Here is an 18068-nt window from a genome sequence, read left to right as displayed (position 1 = left end):
AACGCGCCGGGATCAGGCCCACCCGTCGCCCACCCGTCGCCTACCCGTCACCCCTCCACCCCGGGGCCTGGCCCGGGCCCCGGCCCCGGCCCCGGCCCCGGAACCTGCCCGTCCCGCCCCCGCCCCTGCCGCGGCAGATCCAGCGCGGCCGCCGCGGCGGAGTCGCAGTACTCGCGCACCGCGCTCGTCCGCGCCACCACGCGCCCCCGGTGGACCACCACGCGGCTGTACGCGAGGGAGAGCGCCCCCGGGAGGGTGTCGCTGCGGACCGCGAGGAGTTCGGCGGGGAAGCCCGCCTCCAGCCTGACCTCGGGGAGGCCCAGGGCCGCGCGCGCCGCCGCGCTCACGGCGGCGTACGCCTCGTCAGGTCGCAGACCCGCACGGGACGCCAGGAGGTACGCGGCCTCCAACGGGTCCCCGCGCCCCACCGGGTTCGACACGTCCCGCAGGGCGCCGCTGCCCGCGGTGACGCGCACCCCGGCGCCGCGCAACAGCCGTACTGGCGCCGTCTCCGTGACGTCCGGCAGCGCGCCGCAGGCGCCCTGCGGCAGACACACCACCGTCACCCCGGCCGCCGCCAACTGCTCCGCCGTGCGCGCGGCCACCCGCGGCGGCAGCCCGGCGAGGCCGCCGCAGGGGCCGACCGTCACGCCCGGACGCAGGCCCCCGGCCATCGCCGCGAGCCGGGCGAGCCGCACCGGGTCGACGCCGTCCGTATGCAGGTCGACGGGGCGGCCGAACTCCGCGGCGAGATCGAGGACGGTCTCCACGTACCCCGTCGGATCGGGGTCGAGATCCGGGCAGCCGCCCACGACGGCGGCACCCATCCGCACCGCGTCCCGCAGCATCGCCACCCCGTCGGCACCGGCCGCGCCCGTCAGGAGCCGCGGCACCGCGACGACGGACAGGTCGACGAGCCCGCGCAGCGCCCGCCGCGCCTGGAGCACCGCCTCCAGCGAGACCAGGCCCTGCACGTCCCCCACGCGCACGTGTGCGCGCACCGCGGTCGCCCCGTGCCCGAGCTGGAGCAGCGCGGCCTCGGTGGCGCGCCGCTGGACGTCCTCGGCGGCGTACGAGAGCGGCCCTTCGGAGAGGGCCGACAGCGCCGTGTCGCTGTGGGCGTGCGGCTCGGCGGCCGCGGGCAGCAGGAGGAAGCCGCTCAGGTCCAGGCGCGCGCCGTGGGCGGTGAGGCTGCCCGCGGTGCCGACGGCCTCGATGCGTCCGGCGCCGATCCGGACGTCCACGGTCCTGCCGTCCGCGAGCCGCGCCCCGCGGAGCAGCAGGGACCCGGGTTCGGCGGCGGGCTCGGCGGAGTGGGGCTGCGGCTGACTGTCGGGCATCGCGCTCCTGGGGGCTCGGGGGCGGCTGCGAGGCTCGACGCGCGACGCCGTCAGGGACGGCGCCCGCCCACGGGTTCCGCGTACGACGACAGGCGACTCCCGAGTACCCGACTCCCGAGTACGCCGACGACCGCGTCCCGGCGCGCGAGCGGCGACGCGCGGCGACGCGCGAGATCACGCAGCGTGAGCCGAGCCTAGGGCGGCGGCGGCCCCGCATCGGGGAGGAGCGCAATAGTCGTACCGATGTGGTGCGAGTGCGCCGTGAGGTCCCCTGAGGCGGACGAGACGGCCCGATCCCGGCCCGTGCCATGCCCCCGGACGGGCCTCGCGAAACGGATTTGGGCGATCGGCGGCCGAGCGTGTAATGTCTTCATCGCTCGCCCCAATAGCTCAGTCGGTAGAGCGTCTCCATGGTAAGGAGAAGGTCTGCGGTTCGATTCCGCATTGGGGCTCTGATGTGCCAGGTTCCTCGCCCTCGGGCGAGGGTCCGAAGCGCATCGCAGCGGTGTAGCTCAGTCGGTAGAGCAAGCGGCTCATAATCGCTGTGTCACCGGTTCAAGTCCGGTCACCGCTACCCTCAGTAGCCGATTGTGGGGTCGGTCCTTCGATCGGCTACTCTTTTATGCGTTCATCCGTCCATCCGTCCGTCAAGGAGCACTCACGTGGCTGCCACCGACGTCCGCCCGAAGATCACGCTGGCCTGCGTGGAGTGCAAGGAGCGGAACTACATCACCAAGAAGAACCGGCGTAACAACCCGGACCGACTGGAGATGAAGAAGCACTGCCCGCGTTGCAACTCGCACACCGCGCACCGCGAAACGCGATAATCACAGGCTCGCACTAGAGGCCGCTCCCAGCCATGGGGGCGGCCTCTAGTCGTTCATAGAGAAACCAGCGAGAAACCAGCTGCAGGAGGTGCCGAGCCATGGCGCTCGACCAGTCCTTCGTCGGGCGGTCCTACCCGCCCACCGACCCGTACGAGGTCGGCCGCGAAAAGATCCGCGAATTCGCCGTCGCGGTGGGCGACGCCAACCCCGTGTACACCGACACGGAGGCGGCCAAGGAGTTCGGCCACCGGGACGTGCTCGCGCCGCCGACCTTTGTGTTCGCGATCACTTTCAAGGCCGCGGGCCAGGTCATCGAGGACCCGCAGCTGGGTCTCGACTACAGCCGCGTCGTGCACGGCGACCAGAAGTTCGCGTACACGCGCCCCGTGTACGCGGGCGACCGGCTCACGGTCACCTCGACCATCGAGGCGATCAAGTCGCTGGCGGGCAACGACATCCTGGACATTCGCGGCGAGGTCCACGACGAGGCGGGTGACCACGTGGTGACCGCGTGGACCAAGCTCGTCGCGCGAGTCGCCGAGGAGGCGTGAGGCGATGACGGCGAAGATCGCATACGACGACGTGGAGGTCGGCACCGAACTGCCGGCCCAGAGCTTCGAGGTGACGCGCGCCACGCTCGTGCGGTACGCGGGCGCGTCCGGGGACTTCAACCCCATCCACTGGAACGAGAAGTTCGCGGTCGAGGTCGGCCTGCCCGACGTCATCGCCCACGGCATGTTCACCATGGCCGAGGCGATCCGCGTGGTGACGGACTGGACCGGTGACCCCGCCGCCGTCGTCGAGTACGGCGTGCGCTTCACCAAGCCCGTCGTGGTCCCGAACGACGACCAGGGCGCGACCATCGAGGTCAGCGCCAAGGTCGCGGCCAAGCTCGACGACAACGCGGTCCGCGTGGACCTCCTCGCCACCAGCGCCGGACAGAAGGTGCTCGGGATGTCGCGAGCGGTCGTACGGCTGGCCTGAGCAGGCCGCGGACGGCTGCGACTCCGGTCGGCCGTGGATGCGTGCGCATGCATGTGGATGCATGTGGATGTACGTGAATGTAAGGGGCGCCCTCCAGGTGGGGCGCCCCTTACGGCTTTCTGGGGGCCGGGGCCCGCCCTTGACTTTGTTAGTGATTGAGTACTAACTTATCTGCATGGTCAGGATGAGCGCAGAGGAACGGCGCGAGAGCGTCATCCGCGCGGCGATGAGCGAATTCGCCCGCGGTGGGTACCACGGGACGTCGACCGAGGCGATCGCCAAGCGCGTCGGAGTCTCGCAGCCGTACCTGTTCCGGCTCTTCCCCGGCAAGAAGGCGATCTTCCTCGCGGCGTCGGTGCGCTGCCTGGAGGAGACGCGCGAGGTCTTCGAGGGGGCCAGCGAGGGGCTTCACGGCGAGGAGGCCCTGCACGCCATGGCGCGGGCGTATCACGGGCTCATCGCGAAGGACCCCGACAAGCTCCAGATGCAACTGCAGACGTATGTGGCCGTGGCGGCCGCGGAGGCCGACGGGGACCACGAGTTCGGCGAGGCGGTCCGCGCCGGCTGGATGGGCCTCTGGGAGGCGGTGCACCTGCCGCTCGGGGCCGATGTGAACGAGACGACGACGTTCATGGCGTACGGGATGCTCATCAACGTCCTGTCGGCCATGGGGTTTCCGCCCGAGCACCGTGTGTGGGAGGGGTTCTATGACTCCTCTCGGCCCGCGGAGGAGTCACCAGAAGGGCCCTAGGCGCGCTCCGCTCGTGCGGGAAGTGCCCGGCTTCCGGGCCTTTCTCTGTCCGTGAAAGTTAGTCAGTAATTACTAATCAACTGGGGGAAGCGATGTCACAGCAAGCCGTACCGCGCGGGGGAGTCGTCTGGGCCCTCGTCATCACCAGCGTCGCCGGGTTCATGGCGGCCCTCGACAACCTGGTGGTCACCACCGCGCTGCCGTCCATCCGCGAGGACCTCGGGGGAGGCATCGAAGACCTGGAGTGGACGGTCAGCGCCTACACCCTCACCTTCGCCGTGCTGCTGATGTTCGGCGCGGCCCTGGGGGACAGGTTCGGGCGCCGCAAGCTCTTCGGGATCGGCCTCACGATCTTCACCGTGGCCTCCGCCGCCGCGGCCCTCGCGCCCGGCATCGAGGAGCTGATCGCGGCCCGTGCGGTGCAGGGCGTCGGCGCGGCGATCATGATGCCGCTCACCCTGACGCTGCTCACGGCCGCCGTGCCCGCGGACAAGCGCGGGATGGCGTACGGGATCTGGGGAGCCGTCAACGGCCTCGCCGTCGCCAGCGGGCCCCTCATCGGCGGCGCGCTCACCGAGCACGTCTCCTGGCAGTGGATCTTCTGGCTGAACGTTCCGCTGGGCATCGCCCTGCTGCCGCTCGCCCGGCTGCGCCTGAACGAGTCGTACGGCACCGGCGCCCGGCTCGACGCCGCCGGCACCCTGCTCGCCAGCGGCGGTCTGTTCGGCGTCGTCTACGCCCTGATCCGCGGCAACATCGACGGCTGGACCAGCGCGCCCGTCCTCGCCGGTCTGATCGGCGGCGGCGCCCTGCTCGCCGGGTTCGTCCACCACGGCCTGCGCAACCCGGCGCCGATGCTGCCGATGCGGCTGTTCCGCAACCGCGCCTTCGCCGCGATCAACGCCGCCAGCCTGCTGATGTTCGTCGGGATGTTCGGCTCGATCTTCCTGCTCAGCCAGTTCCTCCAGACCGTGCTCGGCTACTCGCCGACGGAGGCGGGCCTCCGCATGCTCCCCTGGACCGGCATGCCGATGATCGTCGCGCCCATCGCCGGCTACCTCTCCGACCGCGTCGGCGGCCGCCCCGTCGTCACCCTGGGGCTCGCGCTGCAGGCCGTGGGCCTCGGCTGGTTCGCCGCGATCCTCACGCCGGACGTGTCGTACGCCGCCCAGCTGCCCGCCCTGATCCTCAGCGGGATCGGCATGGCCCTGTTCTTCGCCCCGGCCGCCAGCCTGGTCATGGCCAGCGTCAGGCCCGCCGAGCAGGGCATCGCCTCCGGCGCGAACAACGCCCTGCGCGAGGTCGGCGGCGCGCTCGGCATCGCCATCCTCGCCGCCGTGTTCTCCGCGCAGGGCGGCTACGGGCCGCCGCGGATGTTCGTGGACGGCCTGGAGCCCGCGCTGTGGGTGGGCGCGGGGGTCGTCGGCCTGGCGGCCGTCGCCGCGGCGCTGCTGCCCCGGCGTCGGCCGGGGCAGGCGGATACCGCGGGTGCCTCTCCGGTGGGGGAGAAGGTGGCCGTCTCCGCGTGACGCGGGGTGCTTGACCTGGGGCGGGTGCGTCGTGCTGGCGCACTCGCCCTCACGCGCCGGGCGGGCTCTATCGGCATCGGGGCCGCGCGTCTTGTCCTCACGCGCCGGACGGGCTTCGACGCATCGGCGCTTCGCGCCTCGTCCTCAAGCGCCGGACGGGCTTCAACGCATTGGCGCTTCGCGCCTCGTCCTCAAGCGCCGGACGGGCTTGTTCTGTCCGCCCCCTGCCCCGGGGGCTTGTCGGTGGTGGCGCATACCCTGGTGTGCGTGCAGGTACTTCACGACGCTCCGCTCGCCCCGCTGACCACCTTCCGGCTCGGGGGTCCCGCCGATCGGCTGATCACCGCGACGACCGACGCCGAGGTGGTCGCCGCCGTCCGCGAGGCCGACGAATCCGGTACGCCGCTGCTGCTCATCGGCGGCGGCAGCAACCTCGTCATCGGCGACAAGGGGTTCCCCGGCACCGCCCTGCGCATCGCGACCCCCGGCTTCGCGCTCGACGGCACGACCCTGGAGCTCGCTGCGGGCGAGGTGTGGACGGACGCCGTGGAGAAGGCCGTCGCCGCGGGCCTCGCGGGCATCGAGTGCCTCGCCGGAATCCCCGGCTCCGCGGGAGCGACGCCGATCCAGAACGTGGGCGCGTACGGCCAGGAGGTCTCCCAGACGATCACCGAGGTGGTCGCCTACGACCGGAAGACCGGCGAGACGGTCACCATGGAGAACGCCGCGTGCGCGTTCTCGTACCGCCACAGCCGCTTCAAGGCCGACCCCGAGCGCTATGTCGTCCTGCGCGTCCGCTTCGAACTGGAGGACGCGGACGGGATGAGCGCCCCGATCCGGTACGCGGAGACGGCCCGGGCGCTCGGCGTCGAGGTCGGCGAGCGCGTCCCGGCCGCGGTCGCCCGGGAGACCGTCCTGAAGCTGCGGGCCGGGAAGGGCATGGTGCTCGACCCCGAGGACCACGACAGCTGGTCGGCCGGGTCGTTCTTCACCAACCCGATCCTCACGGACGACGAGTTCGCCGCCTTCCACGCGCGCGTGGCCGACCGGCTCGGCCCTGACGTCGCTCCGCCCGCGTTCCCCGCGGGCGACGGCCGGGTGAAGACCTCCGCCGCCTGGCTGATCGACAAGGCCGGGTTCCACAAGGGCTACGGCCAGGGCCCCGCCCGCATCTCCACCAAGCACACGCTGGCCCTCACCAACCGCGGCGGCGCCACCACCGAGGACCTGCTCTCCCTGGCACGCGAGGTCGTCGCGGGCGTCCGGGACGCCTTCGGGGTCACGCTGGTCAACGAGCCCGTGACCGTGGGCGTCAGCCTGTAGCCAAGGCCCCGGGGGCGCTCAGTAGGCGACGCCCACGCCCTGCTTCACCGTCGCCGGGTCGTCGATCATCGTCAGCATGGCGTGCGCCACGTCGGCCCGGCCGATCTGCCGGGCACTGCGCGGATTGCGCCCGACGGCCGTCCGGTAGGTGCCCGTCAGCGGCTTGTCGAGGAGCCGTGGCGGGCGCACGGACGTCCAGTCCGTGGCGCTGCGCGCCAGCTCGTCCTCAAGGACCCGCAGATCGGCGTACACCGCCTCGAACACCCTGCTGACCACGGACATCATCGCGCGGTCGGCGAGCGGCTCGCGCTCAGGGCGGGGCGCGAGCGGGGCCGCGCTGACCACCAGGAGGCGGCGCGTCCCCTCCGCCTCCATCGCCCGCAGCACCGGGCGCGTCAGACGCGCCGCGATCCCGGTCCGCGCGTCCTCACGCCCCCGCGCGCCGAGCCCGGAAAGCACCGCGTCCCGGCCCGCCACGACCTCGCGCAGCGCCTCCGCGTCCGAGAGGTCGGACCGGAACGTCTCAAGGCGCTTCCCGGTCGCCGTGAGCCGCGCCGGATCGCGCACCACCGCCGTGACCTCGTGCCCCGCCGTGAGCGCCTGCCGGACGATCTCCCGGCCGATGCCGCCGGTCGCCCCGAACACCGTGAGCCTCATCGCACACCCTCCAGGTGGGTAAGTATTCACTCACCACTAGAGTGAGTAAGCACTCACCCCTTCGTCAAGCCCGGATGGACGGCCCATGGAACCGCACGAACCCCGCAGACCCACCCGGGAGCGCATCCTCGACGCGGCCCACGAGCTGATGTTCACACTCGGCCTCGCGCGGGCCACCACCAAGGAGATCGCGAAGGCCGCGGGCTGCTCCGAAGCGGCGCTCTACAAGCACTTCGCCAGCAAGGAGGACCTGTTCGTCGCCGTCCTCCAAGAGCGGCTGCCCCGCCTCGGACCACTCCTGAACCGCCTCACCGAGCAGCCGGGGGAGCGCCCCGTCGAGCGGAACCTCACCGAAATCGCCGTCATGGCCTGCGAGTTCTACGAGCAGAGCTTCCCGGTCGCCGCTTCCCTGTACGCCGAGACGAAGCTCAAGCGCCGCCACGACGACGCCATGCGCGAGCGCGGCAAGGGCCCGCACCTGCCCATCGAGGCCCTGGACGCCTATCTGCGCGCCGAACGCGACGCGGGCCGCATCGCCCCCGGCGCCGACACCTTCGCCGCCGCCTCGCTCCTCCTGGGGGCCTGCGCCCAGCGCGCCTTCGCCTATGACGCCACGGTCGGCAAGCGGCCGCCGCGGCCCGTCCCCGAGTTCGCCGCCGGACTCGCCCGTACGCTCCTCGCGGGGATCAGCGACTGATCAGCGGCTGACCAGCGCGAACGCCTGACTAGCGCGCCGGACGTCAGCCGTCGAGCCACTGGTCGATCCCGGCGAGCAGCCCTTCCTGCACCCCGGCGGGCGCCGCCGAGCCGCGCACCGACTGCCGGGCCAGCTCCGCAAGATCGGCGTCGGTGAAGGCGTGGTGCTCGCGCGCGATCTCGTACTGCGCGGCAAGGCGCGAGCCGAAGAGCAGCGGGTCGTCGGCCCCGAGCGCCATCGGCACCCCGGCCTCGTACAGCGTCCGCAGCGGCACCTCCTCGGGCTTCTCGTAGACGCCGAGCGCCACGTTGGAGGCCGGGCACACCTCGCACGTCACGCCCCGCTCCGCGAGCCGCCTGAGCAGCCGCGGGTCCTCGGCGGCCCGCACGCCGTGCCCGATGCGGCGCGCGTGCAGGTCGTCCAGGCAGTCGCGCACGGACGCCGGGCCCGTCAGCTCACCGCCGTGCGGGGCCGCGAGCAGCCCGCCGTCCCGGGCGATCGCGAAGGCGCGGTCGAAGTCCCGGGCCATCCCGCGCCGCTCGTCGTTCGACAGGCCGAAGCCGACGACACCGCGGTCGGCGTACCGCACCGCGAGCCGCGCCAGCGTGCGCGCGTCCAGCGGGTGCTTCATGCGGTTCGCGGCGACCAGGACGCGCATCCCGAGCCCGGTCTCGCGCGAGGCGCTCTCGACGGCGTCCAGGATGATCTCCAGGGCCGGGATGAGGCCGCCGAGCCGGGGCGCGTACGACGTCGGGTCGACCTGGATCTCCAGCCAGCCCGAGCCGTCCCGCAGGTCCTCCTGCGCGGCCTCCCGCACCAGGCGCTGGATGTCCTCGGGAGTGCGCAGACACGACCGCGCGATGTCATAGAGACGCTGGAAGCGGAACCAGCCCCGCTCGTCCGTGGCGCGCAGCTTCGGCGGCGTCCCGCTGGTCAGCGCGGCGGGCAGATGGACGCCGTACTTGTCCGCGAGCTCCAGGAGGGTCGCTGGCCGCATCGACCCGGTGAAGTGCAGGTGCAGATGGGCCTTGGGCAGCTCTCTTACGTCACGTACGCGCTCCATTCGAGGATCTTGCCGTACGAGACCGGGCTCCCGGAAGCCGCTTTTTCACATGGGGGACGCACCTGAACAAAGAAACGGCACCCCTGAACGTTCAGGGGTGCCGTCACGCGCGTGGAGCGCGAAAACCAGGGAACCTCAGTCGCGGGCCTCAGCCAGCAGCTTCTGGATCCGTGAGACGCCCTCGACCAGGTCCTCGTCGCCCAGGGCGTACGAAAGGCGCAGATAGCCCGGCGTGCCGAAGGCCTCGCCCGGGACGACCGCGACCTCGACCTCGTCCAGGATCAGCGCGGCAAGATCGACGCTGCTCTGCGGGCGCTTGCCGCGGATCTCCTTGCCGATGAGGCCCTTCACCGACGGGTACGCGTAGAAGGCGCCCTCGGGCTCGGGGCAGACGACGCCGTCGATCTCGTTGAGCATCCGCACGATCGTCTTGCGGCGCCGGTCGAAGGCCTCGCGCATCTTCTCGACGGCGGTCAGATCGCCGGAGACGGCGGCGATGGCGGCGGCCTGCGCCACGTTGGAGACGTTGGAGGTGGCGTGCGACTGGAGGTTCGTCGCGGCCTTCACCACGTCCTTCGGGCCGATGATCCACCCCACGCGCCAGCCGGTCATGGCGTACGTCTTGGCGACGCCGTTGACCACGATGCACTTGTCGCGCAGCTCGGGCAGGAGCGCCGGGAGCGACGTGAACTCGGCGTCTCCGTAGACGAGGTGCTCGTAGATCTCGTCCGTCATGACCCACAGGCCGTGCTCGTGCGCCCAGCGGCCGATGGCCTCCGCGTCCTCGCGGCTGTAGACCGCGCCCGTCGGGTTCGACGGCGACACGAACAGGACGACCTTGGTCTTCTCCGTGCGCGCGGCCTCCAACTGCTCCACGGAGACGCGGTAGCCGGTGGTCTCGTCGGCGACGACGTCGACCGGGACGCCGCCCGCGAGGCGGATCGACTCCGGGTACGTCGTCCAGTACGGCGCCGGGACGATGACCTCGTCGCCCGGGTCGAGGATCGCGGCGAAGGCCTCGTAGATGGCCTGCTTGCCGCCGTTGGTCACCAGGATCTGGGCGACCTCGGGCTCGTACCCGGAGTCGCGCAGCGTCTTCGCGGCGATCGCGGCCTTCAGCTCGGGCAGGCCGCCCGCCGGGGTGTAGCGGTGGTACTTCGGGTTCTTGCAGGCCTCGACGGCCGCCTCGACGATGTAGTCCGGGGTCGGGAAGTCGGGCTCGCCCGCGCCGAAACCGATCACCGGGCGCCCGGCGGCCTTGAGGGCCTTGGCCTTGGCGTCGACGGCGAGGGTCGCGGACTCGGAGATCGCGCCGACTCGGGCGGAGACCCGGCGCTCGGTGGGAGGAGTGACAGCGCTCATGCGCCCATCGTTCCAGACCCGCGACGCCCCGGGCACACGGGTTTGACCCACCGCCGGATCGGCGTCCGGAACCCGGGCCGGACCCGAGCTGTTCGACGGGGGGCTCCGGAGCACGTACACTCACTGGTCGTTGGCCCTCACCGGCTGCACCTTCCAACCGCACTCCGTGCACATGGTCGGATGCTGTAGGTTGGGGGAAATCAAAGGGTCGTAGCTCAATTGGTAGAGCACTGGTCTCCAAAACCAGCGGTTGGGGGTTCAAGTCCCTCCGGCCCTGCTACACACTCCTTCGCCAGGATGTGTGCGCATGTACGTACTGCAATGCACCGCCGTGCGGCTCAACCGGGCGCGGCACGGCCACGACCCGGAATCAGGTGAGGACGAGTGACGGACGCCGTGGGCTCCATCGACATGCCTGATGCCCAGGACGAGGCGCCGGAGTCCAAGAAGGCTCGTAAGGGCGGCAAGCGCGGCAAGAAGGGCCCCTTCGGCCGTCTCGCGCTCTTCTACCGCCAGATCGTCGCCGAACTCCGCAAGGTCGTCTGGCCCACGCGCAGTCAGCTCACGACGTACACCGCCGTCGTGATCGTCTTCGTCGTCATCATGATCGGCCTCGTGACCGTGATTGACTACGGGTTCAGCCACCTCGTCAAGTACGTCTTCGGCTGATCCGCAAGCGAAGGGCGCCGCACCCGGCGCCCCTTTCGCGTGTTCCACCCCTAAGTAGCCAGGAAGAAGCAGCCACCGTGTCTGACCCGAACCTGAACGACGACGCCATCGAGTCGGCGGAGTCCGTGGAGGACCAGATCGACATCGTCGAGGCTGCGGACGCCGTGGACCCGGACCAGGCCGAGGCTGCCGACGTCGTCGCGGGCGAGCCCGCCGAGGAGGCGGCCCTGCACGTGGAGTCCGAGGACGCCGAGGACGCCGACGCCGAGTCGATCGAGGCCGCCGACGCCGAGGAGTCCGACGAGTCCGCGGACGCCGAGGCAGCCGACGAGTCCGAGGACGCTGACGACGCCGACGAGGCCGAGGAAGCCGCCGAGGAGGCGGAGCCCGCCGAGCCCGTCGACCCGGTCGCCGCCCTCCGCGACGAGCTCCGCGGCCTGCCCGGCGAGTGGTACGTCATCCACACCTACGCCGGTTACGAGAACCGCGTGAAGACCAACCTCGAGCAGCGCGCCGTCTCGCTGAACGTCGAGGACTTCATCTTCCAGGCCGAGGTGCCGCAGGAAGAGGTCGCGCAGATCAAGAACGGCGAGCGCAAGACCATCCGCCAGAACAAGCTCCCCGGCTACGTCCTGGTGCGCATGGACCTGACGAACGAGTCCTGGGGCGTCGTCCGCAACACCCCCGGCGTCACCGGCTTCGTCGGCAACGCCTACGACCCGTACCCGCTGACCCTGGACGAGATCGTCAAGATGCTCGCCCCGGAGGCCGAGGAGAAGGCCGCCCGCGAGGCCGCCGAGGCCGAGGGCAAGCCCGCCCCGCAGCGCAAGGTCGAGGTCCAGGTCCTGGACTTCGAGGTCGGCGACTCGGTCACCGTCACCGACGGCCCGTTCGCCACGCTGCAGGCCACGATCAACGAGATCAACGCCGACTCGAAGAAGGTCAAGGGCCTCGTCGAGATCTTCGGCCGCGAGACCCCGGTCGAGCTGAGCTTCGACCAGATCCAGAAGAACTGACGCCACGCTCTTCCGACAGGGCCCCCGACCAGCGGATCACCGCCGGTCGGGGGCCCTGTCGCAGGCCGTGCCGCACCCCCGTACGAAGTAAATGTGTTCCACACCACAACCATCGGGCCGCTCGGGCTGTCTGACCTGATAGACGGAACCGCTCGGCCTGCTCCGCCCTCCTCGAATCGCCAGCCACGCCCCAGGGGATCTCTGCGACCCTGGCGCGGCGATTTGTGGTGCTCTGCTGGGGTATGGCCGGTCGGGCTCACCACTCACGAGCAAGGGGACACCTCATGAGAGCTCGTAAGACCGCGATCGCCGCCAGTGCCTGCGCCTTCGTCCTGATCGGCGGCGGCTCCGCCCTCGCGGGCACGGGACCGGCCCCCGCGCCGGAGGCCCGCAAGGGCGCCGCCCAGTCGACGGCGCCCTCCGCGGACGGCAACCCGAGGAGCGCCAGGGCGCAGGCGGCGGGGGTCTGCGCCGACGCGTACCAGATCGGGACCACCGCCTACATCGACCGGAGCGGCGCGCACGCGGCCTCGGTCAAGCAGTTCTACTCGCCCTCGTGCAAGCAGAACTACGGCTATGTGTGGGTGTGGAAGAGCTTCCGCGACAAGGTCGACGACTACGACGTCTCCACCGGCGTCTACAGCTACGCCCGGGACGAGATCGTCGGCCAGGACTGGTGGAACCGGACCAACGGCGCCGAGTTCTGGTCGCTGCCCGCGGACACCGCCGACGAGTGCACCTCGGCGATCGGGACGCTGCGGGCCCCGGGCGACGCGCTGCCCGGCCAGGCCAGGACCTCCAAGCGCTGCTGACGCCCGCCCATGAGCAGGTCCGCGGGTCCGCGCACGGGGGCGGACCCGCGGACCTGTTCGATACTCGGTTTGGGCCCCGCCGTGTTACCCGTTATCGTAGGGCGGTATGCCTCCATCCAGATGATCCGGACACTCCTCTGGAGTAAAGCCGGATGATCATGTATGGGATGGGGCTCAACACTCTCACTAGGACCCGGAGAGAGCAATGCCTCCCAAGAAGAAGAAGGTCACGGGGCTTATCAAGCTCCAGATCCAGGCTGGTGCCGCCAACCCGGCTCCGCCGGTCGGCCCCGCGCTGGGCCAGCACGGCGTGAACATCATGGAGTTCTGCAAGGCCTACAACGCCGCGACCGAGTCGCAGCGTGGCTGGGTGATCCCGGTGGAGATCACGGTCTACGAAGACCGTTCCTTCACCTTCATCACCAAGACCCCGCCGGCCGCGAAGATGATCCTCAAGGCCGCGGGCGTGGAGAAGGGCTCCGGCGAGCCGCACAAGACCAAGGTCGCCAAGATCACCCAGGCGCAGGTCCGCGAGATCGCCACCACCAAGATGCCCGACCTCAACGCCAACGACCTCGACGCCGCGTCGAAGATCATCGCTGGCACCGCCCGCTCCATGGGCATCACGGTCGAGGGCTGATCCCAGCCCCACGTGGCGGAGTCGCGCCGTCGACCCCGTGACCTGAAGTGGCAGGGCCAGCGCTGGCCCGGACCACGAACTCCCCACCTGAACCTCAGGAGTAGAAGTGAAGCGCAGCAAGACTCTCCGCGCTGCGGACGCCAAGATCGACCGGGACAAGCTGTACGCCCCGCTCGAGGCCGTCCGTCTCGCCAAGGAGACCTCCGCGACCAAGTTCGACGGCACCGTCGAGGTCGCCTTCCGCCTGGGTGTCGACCCGCGCAAGGCCGACCAGATGGTCCGTGGCACCGTGAACCTCCCGCACGGCACCGGTAAGACCGCCCGGGTCCTGGTCTTCGCGACCGGTGACCGTGCTGCGGCCGCGGAAGCCGCTGGGGCCGACATCGTCGGCGCCGACGAGCTGATCGACGAGGTCGCGAAGGGCCGCCTGGACTTCGACGCCGTCGTCGCAACCCCGGACCTCATGGGCAAGGTCGGCCGCCTCGGCCGCGTGCTCGGTCCGCGTGGTCTGATGCCGAACCCGAAGACCGGCACCGTCACCCCCGACGTCGTGAAGGCTGTCAACGACATCAAGGGCGGCAAGATCGAGTTCCGCGTCGACAAGCACTCGAACCTGCACTTCATCATCGGCAAGGTGTCCTTCGACGACACCAAGCTGGTGGAGAACTACGCCGCGGCCCTGGAGGAAGTCCTCCGTCTGAAGCCGTCGGCCGCCAAGGGCCGGTACATCAAGAAGGCCGCCATCACCACCACGATGGGCCCCGGCATTCCGCTGGACTCCAACCGCACCCGCAACCTCCTCGTCGAGGAGGACCCGGCCGCCGTCTGACACTGACGACTGCCGCGCGTCTGGCGCGTATCGGACGGGTCCCGCAACCATTCGTGGTGCGGGACCCGTCCCGTTGTTCGGGTACAAACTCGGGGAACGAGCTTTCCCCGTACGTGATTTCGGATACGTGGCAAGGACGCCGGAGGGCGGGGCGCGCTACCGTGCTGGCTCTCCACGGACGCAAGGGGTGGGACGACATGAACGGCACGACAGTGCGCCGCGTGGCGGTGGCGATCGCGGCCGCGGCGGCGCTGACCGGCGTGACCGCCTGCGGTTCCTCGGGCGATTCGGGCGACTCGGACCGCTCCAAGGGTTCCAACGGCTCCACGGGCGGCGACAAGGGCAAGGGCGGCCTGAGCGTCAGCCCGATAGCCGCCCTGCGCGCGATCGAGAGCACCACGGACAAGGCGGACTCGGCCAAGGTGGAGTCCGAGACCACCATGGGTTCCGTGATGTCCATGAAGGCCAGCGGCGCCCTCGGCTGGTCGGACGGCCTCACCGGCAACATGACCATCACGTACACCGGCGGCCAGCTGGCCGAGACCATGCGGCAGACGGGCAGCACCTCGATGGAGGCGCGCTATCTGCCCGACGCGTACTACGCCAAGATGGGCGAGCAGTTCGCCGCCCAGGCCGACGGCAAGCACTGGATCAAGTACGCGTACGACGATCTGGAGCGGATCGGCGGCGGTTCGGGCGCGTACATGAAGGACGCGATGCAGAACAGCACGCCGCATCAGTCCGTGAAGATGCTGCTCGCCTCCGGCGATGTGAAGAAGGTCGGCGAGGAGACGGTCCGGGGCGTGAACACCACGCACTACTCGGGCACCGTCGACGTCGCCGAGCTCGCGGAGAAGTCCTCAGGGCTGAGCGAGTCCCAGCTCGCCGACATGAAGAAGCAGCTGGAGCAGGCGGGCGTCACCACAGAGACCGTCGACATCTGGGTCAACGACGAGAACCTGCTGGTCAAGAAGGTCGAAAAGGGCCAGATGAAAACCGGTGAGCTGTCCTCGACGGCGTACTACAGCGACTACGGCACCGACGCCTCCGCCGAGGAGCCGCCCGCGTCCGACACCGCCGACTTCAAGGACCTGATGAACCGCCAGCCGACCGTCTGACCACCAGGGACAATCCAGAGGAGCCCCCGCGCGTCCGTCAGGTAATCTCACCCCACGCAATATGTGGATCAAATGTTCCTAGGGGTGGGGTAATGAACGTTTCCGTACGTACGGGTCGTAAGAGAGCGGCCGGGGCCGCGCTGGCGGCCCTGCTGCTCGCCGGTGGCGCGGTGGCCTGCGGCACGGAGAAGAAGTCGGACAGCGCGGGGGACGACCTCTCGCCTGCCGCGGCCGTGAAGAAGGCCGCGAGCAACAGCGACGAGCTCAAGTCGTTCAGCTTCCGGATGAAGGGCCAGGTCCCCGGGGACGGCCGCGTCCAGGGCGAGGCGTCCATGTCCACCGAGCCGCTCGCCATGAGCATGAAGATGAGCGCTCCGGACCAGGGTCCCGAGAAGATGGAGCTGCGCCTCGTCGGCGACGGGATGTACCTCGGCGGGGGCAAGGAAGCCGCCAAGGAGATGGACGGCAAGAGCTGGGTCAAGTTCGACGCCAAGACGCTCGGCAAGGGCGCGCCGAACAAGCCCGCCCCCAGCTCCGCCACCAGCCAGGCCGACCAGAACCCGGCCGCCGAGTCCACCTTCCTGACCGGCTCCGACGACGTGAAGAAGGTCGGCGAGGAGAAGGTCGAGGGCGTCGAGACCACCCGCTACCGGGGCACGGTCAAGGTGGACGACATGCGCGCCGAGCTCAAGGCGGACAAGGACCTCGACGCCAAGACCCGCGAACGCCGCGAGAAGAACCTCAAGAAGTACGAGGACATGGGGATCGACAAGCTCACCATGGACCTGTGGATCGACGGCGACAACCACACCAAGCGCTTCCGCACCCAGGGTGACGCCGACAAGGGCAAGTTCGACATGACCATCACGTTCTTCGACGTGAACAAGCCGGTGAAGGTCACGGCGCCGCCGAAGAGCGAGGTCATGGACATCGCGGCGATGATGAAGGAGATGCGGGGCTGACCTGCTCTCCGGCGCGGGGCTGACCCGCTGCGTGGCGTGGGGCTGACCCGCTCCCGGCCCTCGTCCGTGCCCCGGACGACCGATTTGCATGACGCGGCCCCGTTCGCGTAATCTTCCACAGAAGCCAAAGACCGCTGGTCGTTGCTGTGTGCTCGCAAGAGTGTGCGGCGGCCGAAGGATCCGCTGAACTGCGGGCGACCCGCGCAGGTGACTGTGGAAGTGCTCCCGGATGGATGCCCTCGTGGTGTCTTTCGGTCGAGCTCACGCCCCGTGCGCCTGCGCCGGGGCGTTTCGTTTTATGCAGAACCCCTTCCTTGTGTGCCTGATGCAGGCGGTCCGGCGACGCGCGGCTGATCGATCAGGTCAGTCGAGGATCATCACCCCGGAAGGAGGCCGAGGCTCATGGCGACGTCCGACAAGGTCGCAGCCGTCGAGGAGATCACGCAGAAGCTGCGCGACTCCAACGCTGCTGTTGTGACTTCTTACACCGGACTGAGCGTGGCGCAGCTCAAGCAGCTCCGTCGTTCTCTCGGCGACAACGCTCAGTACCGTGTGGTGAAGAACACGCTGACCAAGATCGCGGCCAACGAGGCCGGGATCCAGCTGGACGAGCACCTGAAGGGCTCGACCGCTGTCGCCTTCGTGACCGGTGACCCGGTCGAGGCGGCGAAGGGTCTGCGTGACTTCGCCAAGGAGAACCCCGCCCTTGTGATCAAGGGTGGCGTTCTGGACGGCAAGGCGCTGTCCGCCGACGAAATCAAGAAGCTTGCGGACCTCGAGTCCCGCGAGGTTCTGCTCAGCAAGCTGGCCGGTGCCATGAAGGGCAAGCAGTCTCAGGCTGCCTCTGTCTTCCAGGCGCTGCCGTCGAAGCTCGTCCGCACCGTGGACGCGCTGCGCGCCAAGCAGGCCGAGCAGGGCGGTGCCGAGTAATTCGGCTCGCACAGTGACCGCCGCCTGAGGCGACGGTCGTATGCGGGCCACTAGTACGCCCGCCTCTCATGTACATCCGGCACCCGCCGAATTAGTGGAAGGACCGCCATCATGGCGAAGCTCAGCCAGGACGACCTGCTCGCTCAGTTCGAAGAGATGACCCTCATCGAGCTCTCCGAGTTCGTGAAGGCCTTCGAGGAGAAGTTCGACGTCACCGCCGCCGCTGCCGCGCCGGTCGTCGTCGCCGGTGGTGCCGCTGGTGGCGCCGCTGCCGCCGCCGAGGAGGAGCAGGACGAGTTCGACGTCATCCTCACCGGTGCCGGCGACAAGAAGATCCAGGTCATCAAGGTCGTGCGTGAGCTGACCTCCCTGGGTCTGAAGGAGGCCAAGGACCTCGTCGACGGCACCCCGAAGCCGGTCCTCGAGAAGGTCGCCAAGGACGCCGCGGAGAAGGCCGCCGAGGCCCTCAAGGGCGCCGGCGCCTCTGTCGAGGTCAAGTAACACCTCACGGGGTCGTACGCGACTCCTCGAGCCTCGTGGTCCTGTGACGGACCACACG

The 18068-nt window shown here is 70.0% G+C and carries 20 protein-coding genes and 3 tRNA genes; 19 read left to right on the top strand and 4 right to left on the bottom strand.

The window, feature by feature from the left end; translation table 11 throughout:
• Positions 1–47 precede the first annotated feature (47 nt).
• Complete coding sequence (locus AC07A4_RS03880; protein ID WP_478592433.1) at positions 48–1340, bottom strand: amidohydrolase family protein; 1293 nt, start codon at positions 1338–1340, stop codon at positions 48–50.
• Positions 1341–1719: 379 nt separating this feature from the next.
• Here AC07A4_RS03880 and AC07A4_RS03875 point away from each other — a divergent pair.
• The 8 genes from AC07A4_RS03875 (at position 1720) to AC07A4_RS03840 (ending at position 6754) form a co-directional block, all read left to right on the top strand.
• Positions 1720–1792: transfer RNA gene (locus AC07A4_RS03875), tRNA-Thr, on the top strand.
• A 49-nt stretch (positions 1793–1841) separates the two neighbouring features.
• A tRNA-Met gene (locus AC07A4_RS03870) sits at positions 1842–1914 on the top strand.
• A gap of 88 nt (positions 1915–2002) precedes the next feature.
• On the top strand, positions 2003–2167 hold the full coding sequence (rpmG, locus tag AC07A4_RS03865) for a 50S ribosomal protein L33 (protein WP_003956487.1): 165 nt from the start codon (positions 2003–2005) through the stop codon (positions 2165–2167).
• 98 nt (positions 2168–2265) lie between these two features.
• A complete protein-coding gene (locus AC07A4_RS03860; protein ID WP_478592430.1) occupies positions 2266–2718 on the top strand; it encodes an FAS1-like dehydratase domain-containing protein in 453 nt (150 codons plus the stop codon).
• 4 nt (positions 2719–2722) lie between these two features.
• Positions 2723–3151: a MaoC family dehydratase gene (locus AC07A4_RS03855; protein WP_478592427.1), complete on the top strand. Its 429-nt coding sequence runs from the start codon at positions 2723–2725 to the stop codon at positions 3149–3151.
• A 175-nt stretch (positions 3152–3326) separates the two neighbouring features.
• The gene (locus AC07A4_RS03850) at positions 3327–3902 is read left to right on the top strand and encodes a TetR/AcrR family transcriptional regulator (protein WP_478592424.1); all 576 of its coding nucleotides are present in this window, start codon (positions 3327–3329) and stop codon (positions 3900–3902) included.
• A 92-nt stretch (positions 3903–3994) separates the two neighbouring features.
• Entirely contained in the window at positions 3995–5431 is a 1437-nt protein-coding gene (locus AC07A4_RS03845) for a DHA2 family efflux MFS transporter permease subunit (protein WP_478592421.1), read from the top strand.
• A 246-nt stretch (positions 5432–5677) separates the two neighbouring features.
• Positions 5678–6754, top strand: a complete 1077-nt coding sequence (locus AC07A4_RS03840) for a UDP-N-acetylmuramate dehydrogenase (protein ID WP_478592913.1) — start codon at positions 5678–5680, stop codon at positions 6752–6754.
• An 18-nt stretch (positions 6755–6772) separates the two neighbouring features.
• On the opposite strand, the gene AC07A4_RS03835 is transcribed toward AC07A4_RS03840, so the two are convergent.
• On the bottom strand, positions 6773–7411 hold the full coding sequence (locus tag AC07A4_RS03835) for an NAD(P)-dependent oxidoreductase (RefSeq protein WP_478592418.1): 639 nt from the start codon (positions 7409–7411) through the stop codon (positions 6773–6775).
• Positions 7412–7496: 85 nt separating this feature from the next.
• Between AC07A4_RS03835 and AC07A4_RS03830 the strand changes: the two genes are divergently transcribed.
• Positions 7497–8108, top strand: coding sequence for a TetR/AcrR family transcriptional regulator (locus AC07A4_RS03830; protein WP_478592416.1), 612 nt, complete (start codon positions 7497–7499; stop codon positions 8106–8108).
• A 43-nt stretch (positions 8109–8151) separates the two neighbouring features.
• On the opposite strand, the gene AC07A4_RS03825 is transcribed toward AC07A4_RS03830, so the two are convergent.
• On the bottom strand, positions 8152–9171 hold the full coding sequence (locus tag AC07A4_RS03825; protein WP_478592413.1) for an adenosine deaminase: 1020 nt from the start codon (positions 9169–9171) through the stop codon (positions 8152–8154).
• Positions 9172–9306: 135 nt separating this feature from the next.
• A complete protein-coding gene (locus tag AC07A4_RS03820) occupies positions 9307–10533 on the bottom strand; it encodes a pyridoxal phosphate-dependent aminotransferase (protein ID WP_478592410.1) in 1227 nt (408 codons plus the stop codon).
• A gap of 204 nt (positions 10534–10737) precedes the next feature.
• On the opposite strand from AC07A4_RS03820, the gene AC07A4_RS03815 reads away from it, so the two are divergent.
• The 10 genes from AC07A4_RS03815 (at position 10738) to rplL (ending at position 18010) form a co-directional block, all read left to right on the top strand.
• Positions 10738–10810 (top strand) — tRNA-Trp (locus tag AC07A4_RS03815).
• A 107-nt stretch (positions 10811–10917) separates the two neighbouring features.
• A complete protein-coding gene (gene secE / locus AC07A4_RS03810; RefSeq protein WP_478592407.1) occupies positions 10918–11202 on the top strand; it encodes a preprotein translocase subunit SecE in 285 nt (94 codons plus the stop codon).
• A 77-nt stretch (positions 11203–11279) separates the two neighbouring features.
• Positions 11280–12218 (top strand): transcription termination/antitermination protein NusG, encoded by a 939-nt coding sequence (nusG, locus tag AC07A4_RS03805; RefSeq protein ID WP_478592404.1) that lies wholly within the window; start codon positions 11280–11282, stop codon positions 12216–12218.
• Positions 12219–12502: 284 nt separating this feature from the next.
• Positions 12503–13030: a hypothetical protein gene (locus tag AC07A4_RS03800; protein ID WP_478592401.1), complete on the top strand. Its 528-nt coding sequence runs from the start codon at positions 12503–12505 to the stop codon at positions 13028–13030.
• Positions 13031–13235: 205 nt separating this feature from the next.
• Positions 13236–13670, top strand: a complete 435-nt coding sequence (gene rplK, locus AC07A4_RS03795; RefSeq protein ID WP_030359033.1) for a 50S ribosomal protein L11 — start codon at positions 13236–13238, stop codon at positions 13668–13670.
• Between the two features lie 106 nt (positions 13671–13776).
• Positions 13777–14499, top strand: coding sequence for a 50S ribosomal protein L1 (gene rplA, locus AC07A4_RS03790; protein WP_478592398.1), 723 nt, complete (start codon positions 13777–13779; stop codon positions 14497–14499).
• Positions 14500–14696: 197 nt separating this feature from the next.
• Positions 14697–15617: an SCO4651 family lipoprotein gene (locus AC07A4_RS03785; protein ID WP_478592395.1), complete on the top strand. Its 921-nt coding sequence runs from the start codon at positions 14697–14699 to the stop codon at positions 15615–15617.
• 92 nt (positions 15618–15709) lie between these two features.
• Positions 15710–16579, top strand: coding sequence for an SCO4651 family lipoprotein (locus tag AC07A4_RS03780; protein ID WP_478592393.1), 870 nt, complete (start codon positions 15710–15712; stop codon positions 16577–16579).
• A 402-nt stretch (positions 16580–16981) separates the two neighbouring features.
• Complete coding sequence (rplJ, locus tag AC07A4_RS03775) at positions 16982–17509, top strand: 50S ribosomal protein L10 (protein WP_478592390.1); 528 nt, start codon at positions 16982–16984, stop codon at positions 17507–17509.
• A 111-nt stretch (positions 17510–17620) separates the two neighbouring features.
• Positions 17621–18010: a 50S ribosomal protein L7/L12 gene (gene rplL / locus AC07A4_RS03770; protein WP_478592387.1), complete on the top strand. Its 390-nt coding sequence runs from the start codon at positions 17621–17623 to the stop codon at positions 18008–18010.
• Positions 18011–18068: the final 58 nt, after the last annotated feature.

This window comes from Streptomyces sp. NPDC043996, from assembly GCF_056435225.1.
Note: the sequence above shows the minus strand (reverse complement) of the source record. Positions and strands in the feature narration are given on the sequence as shown.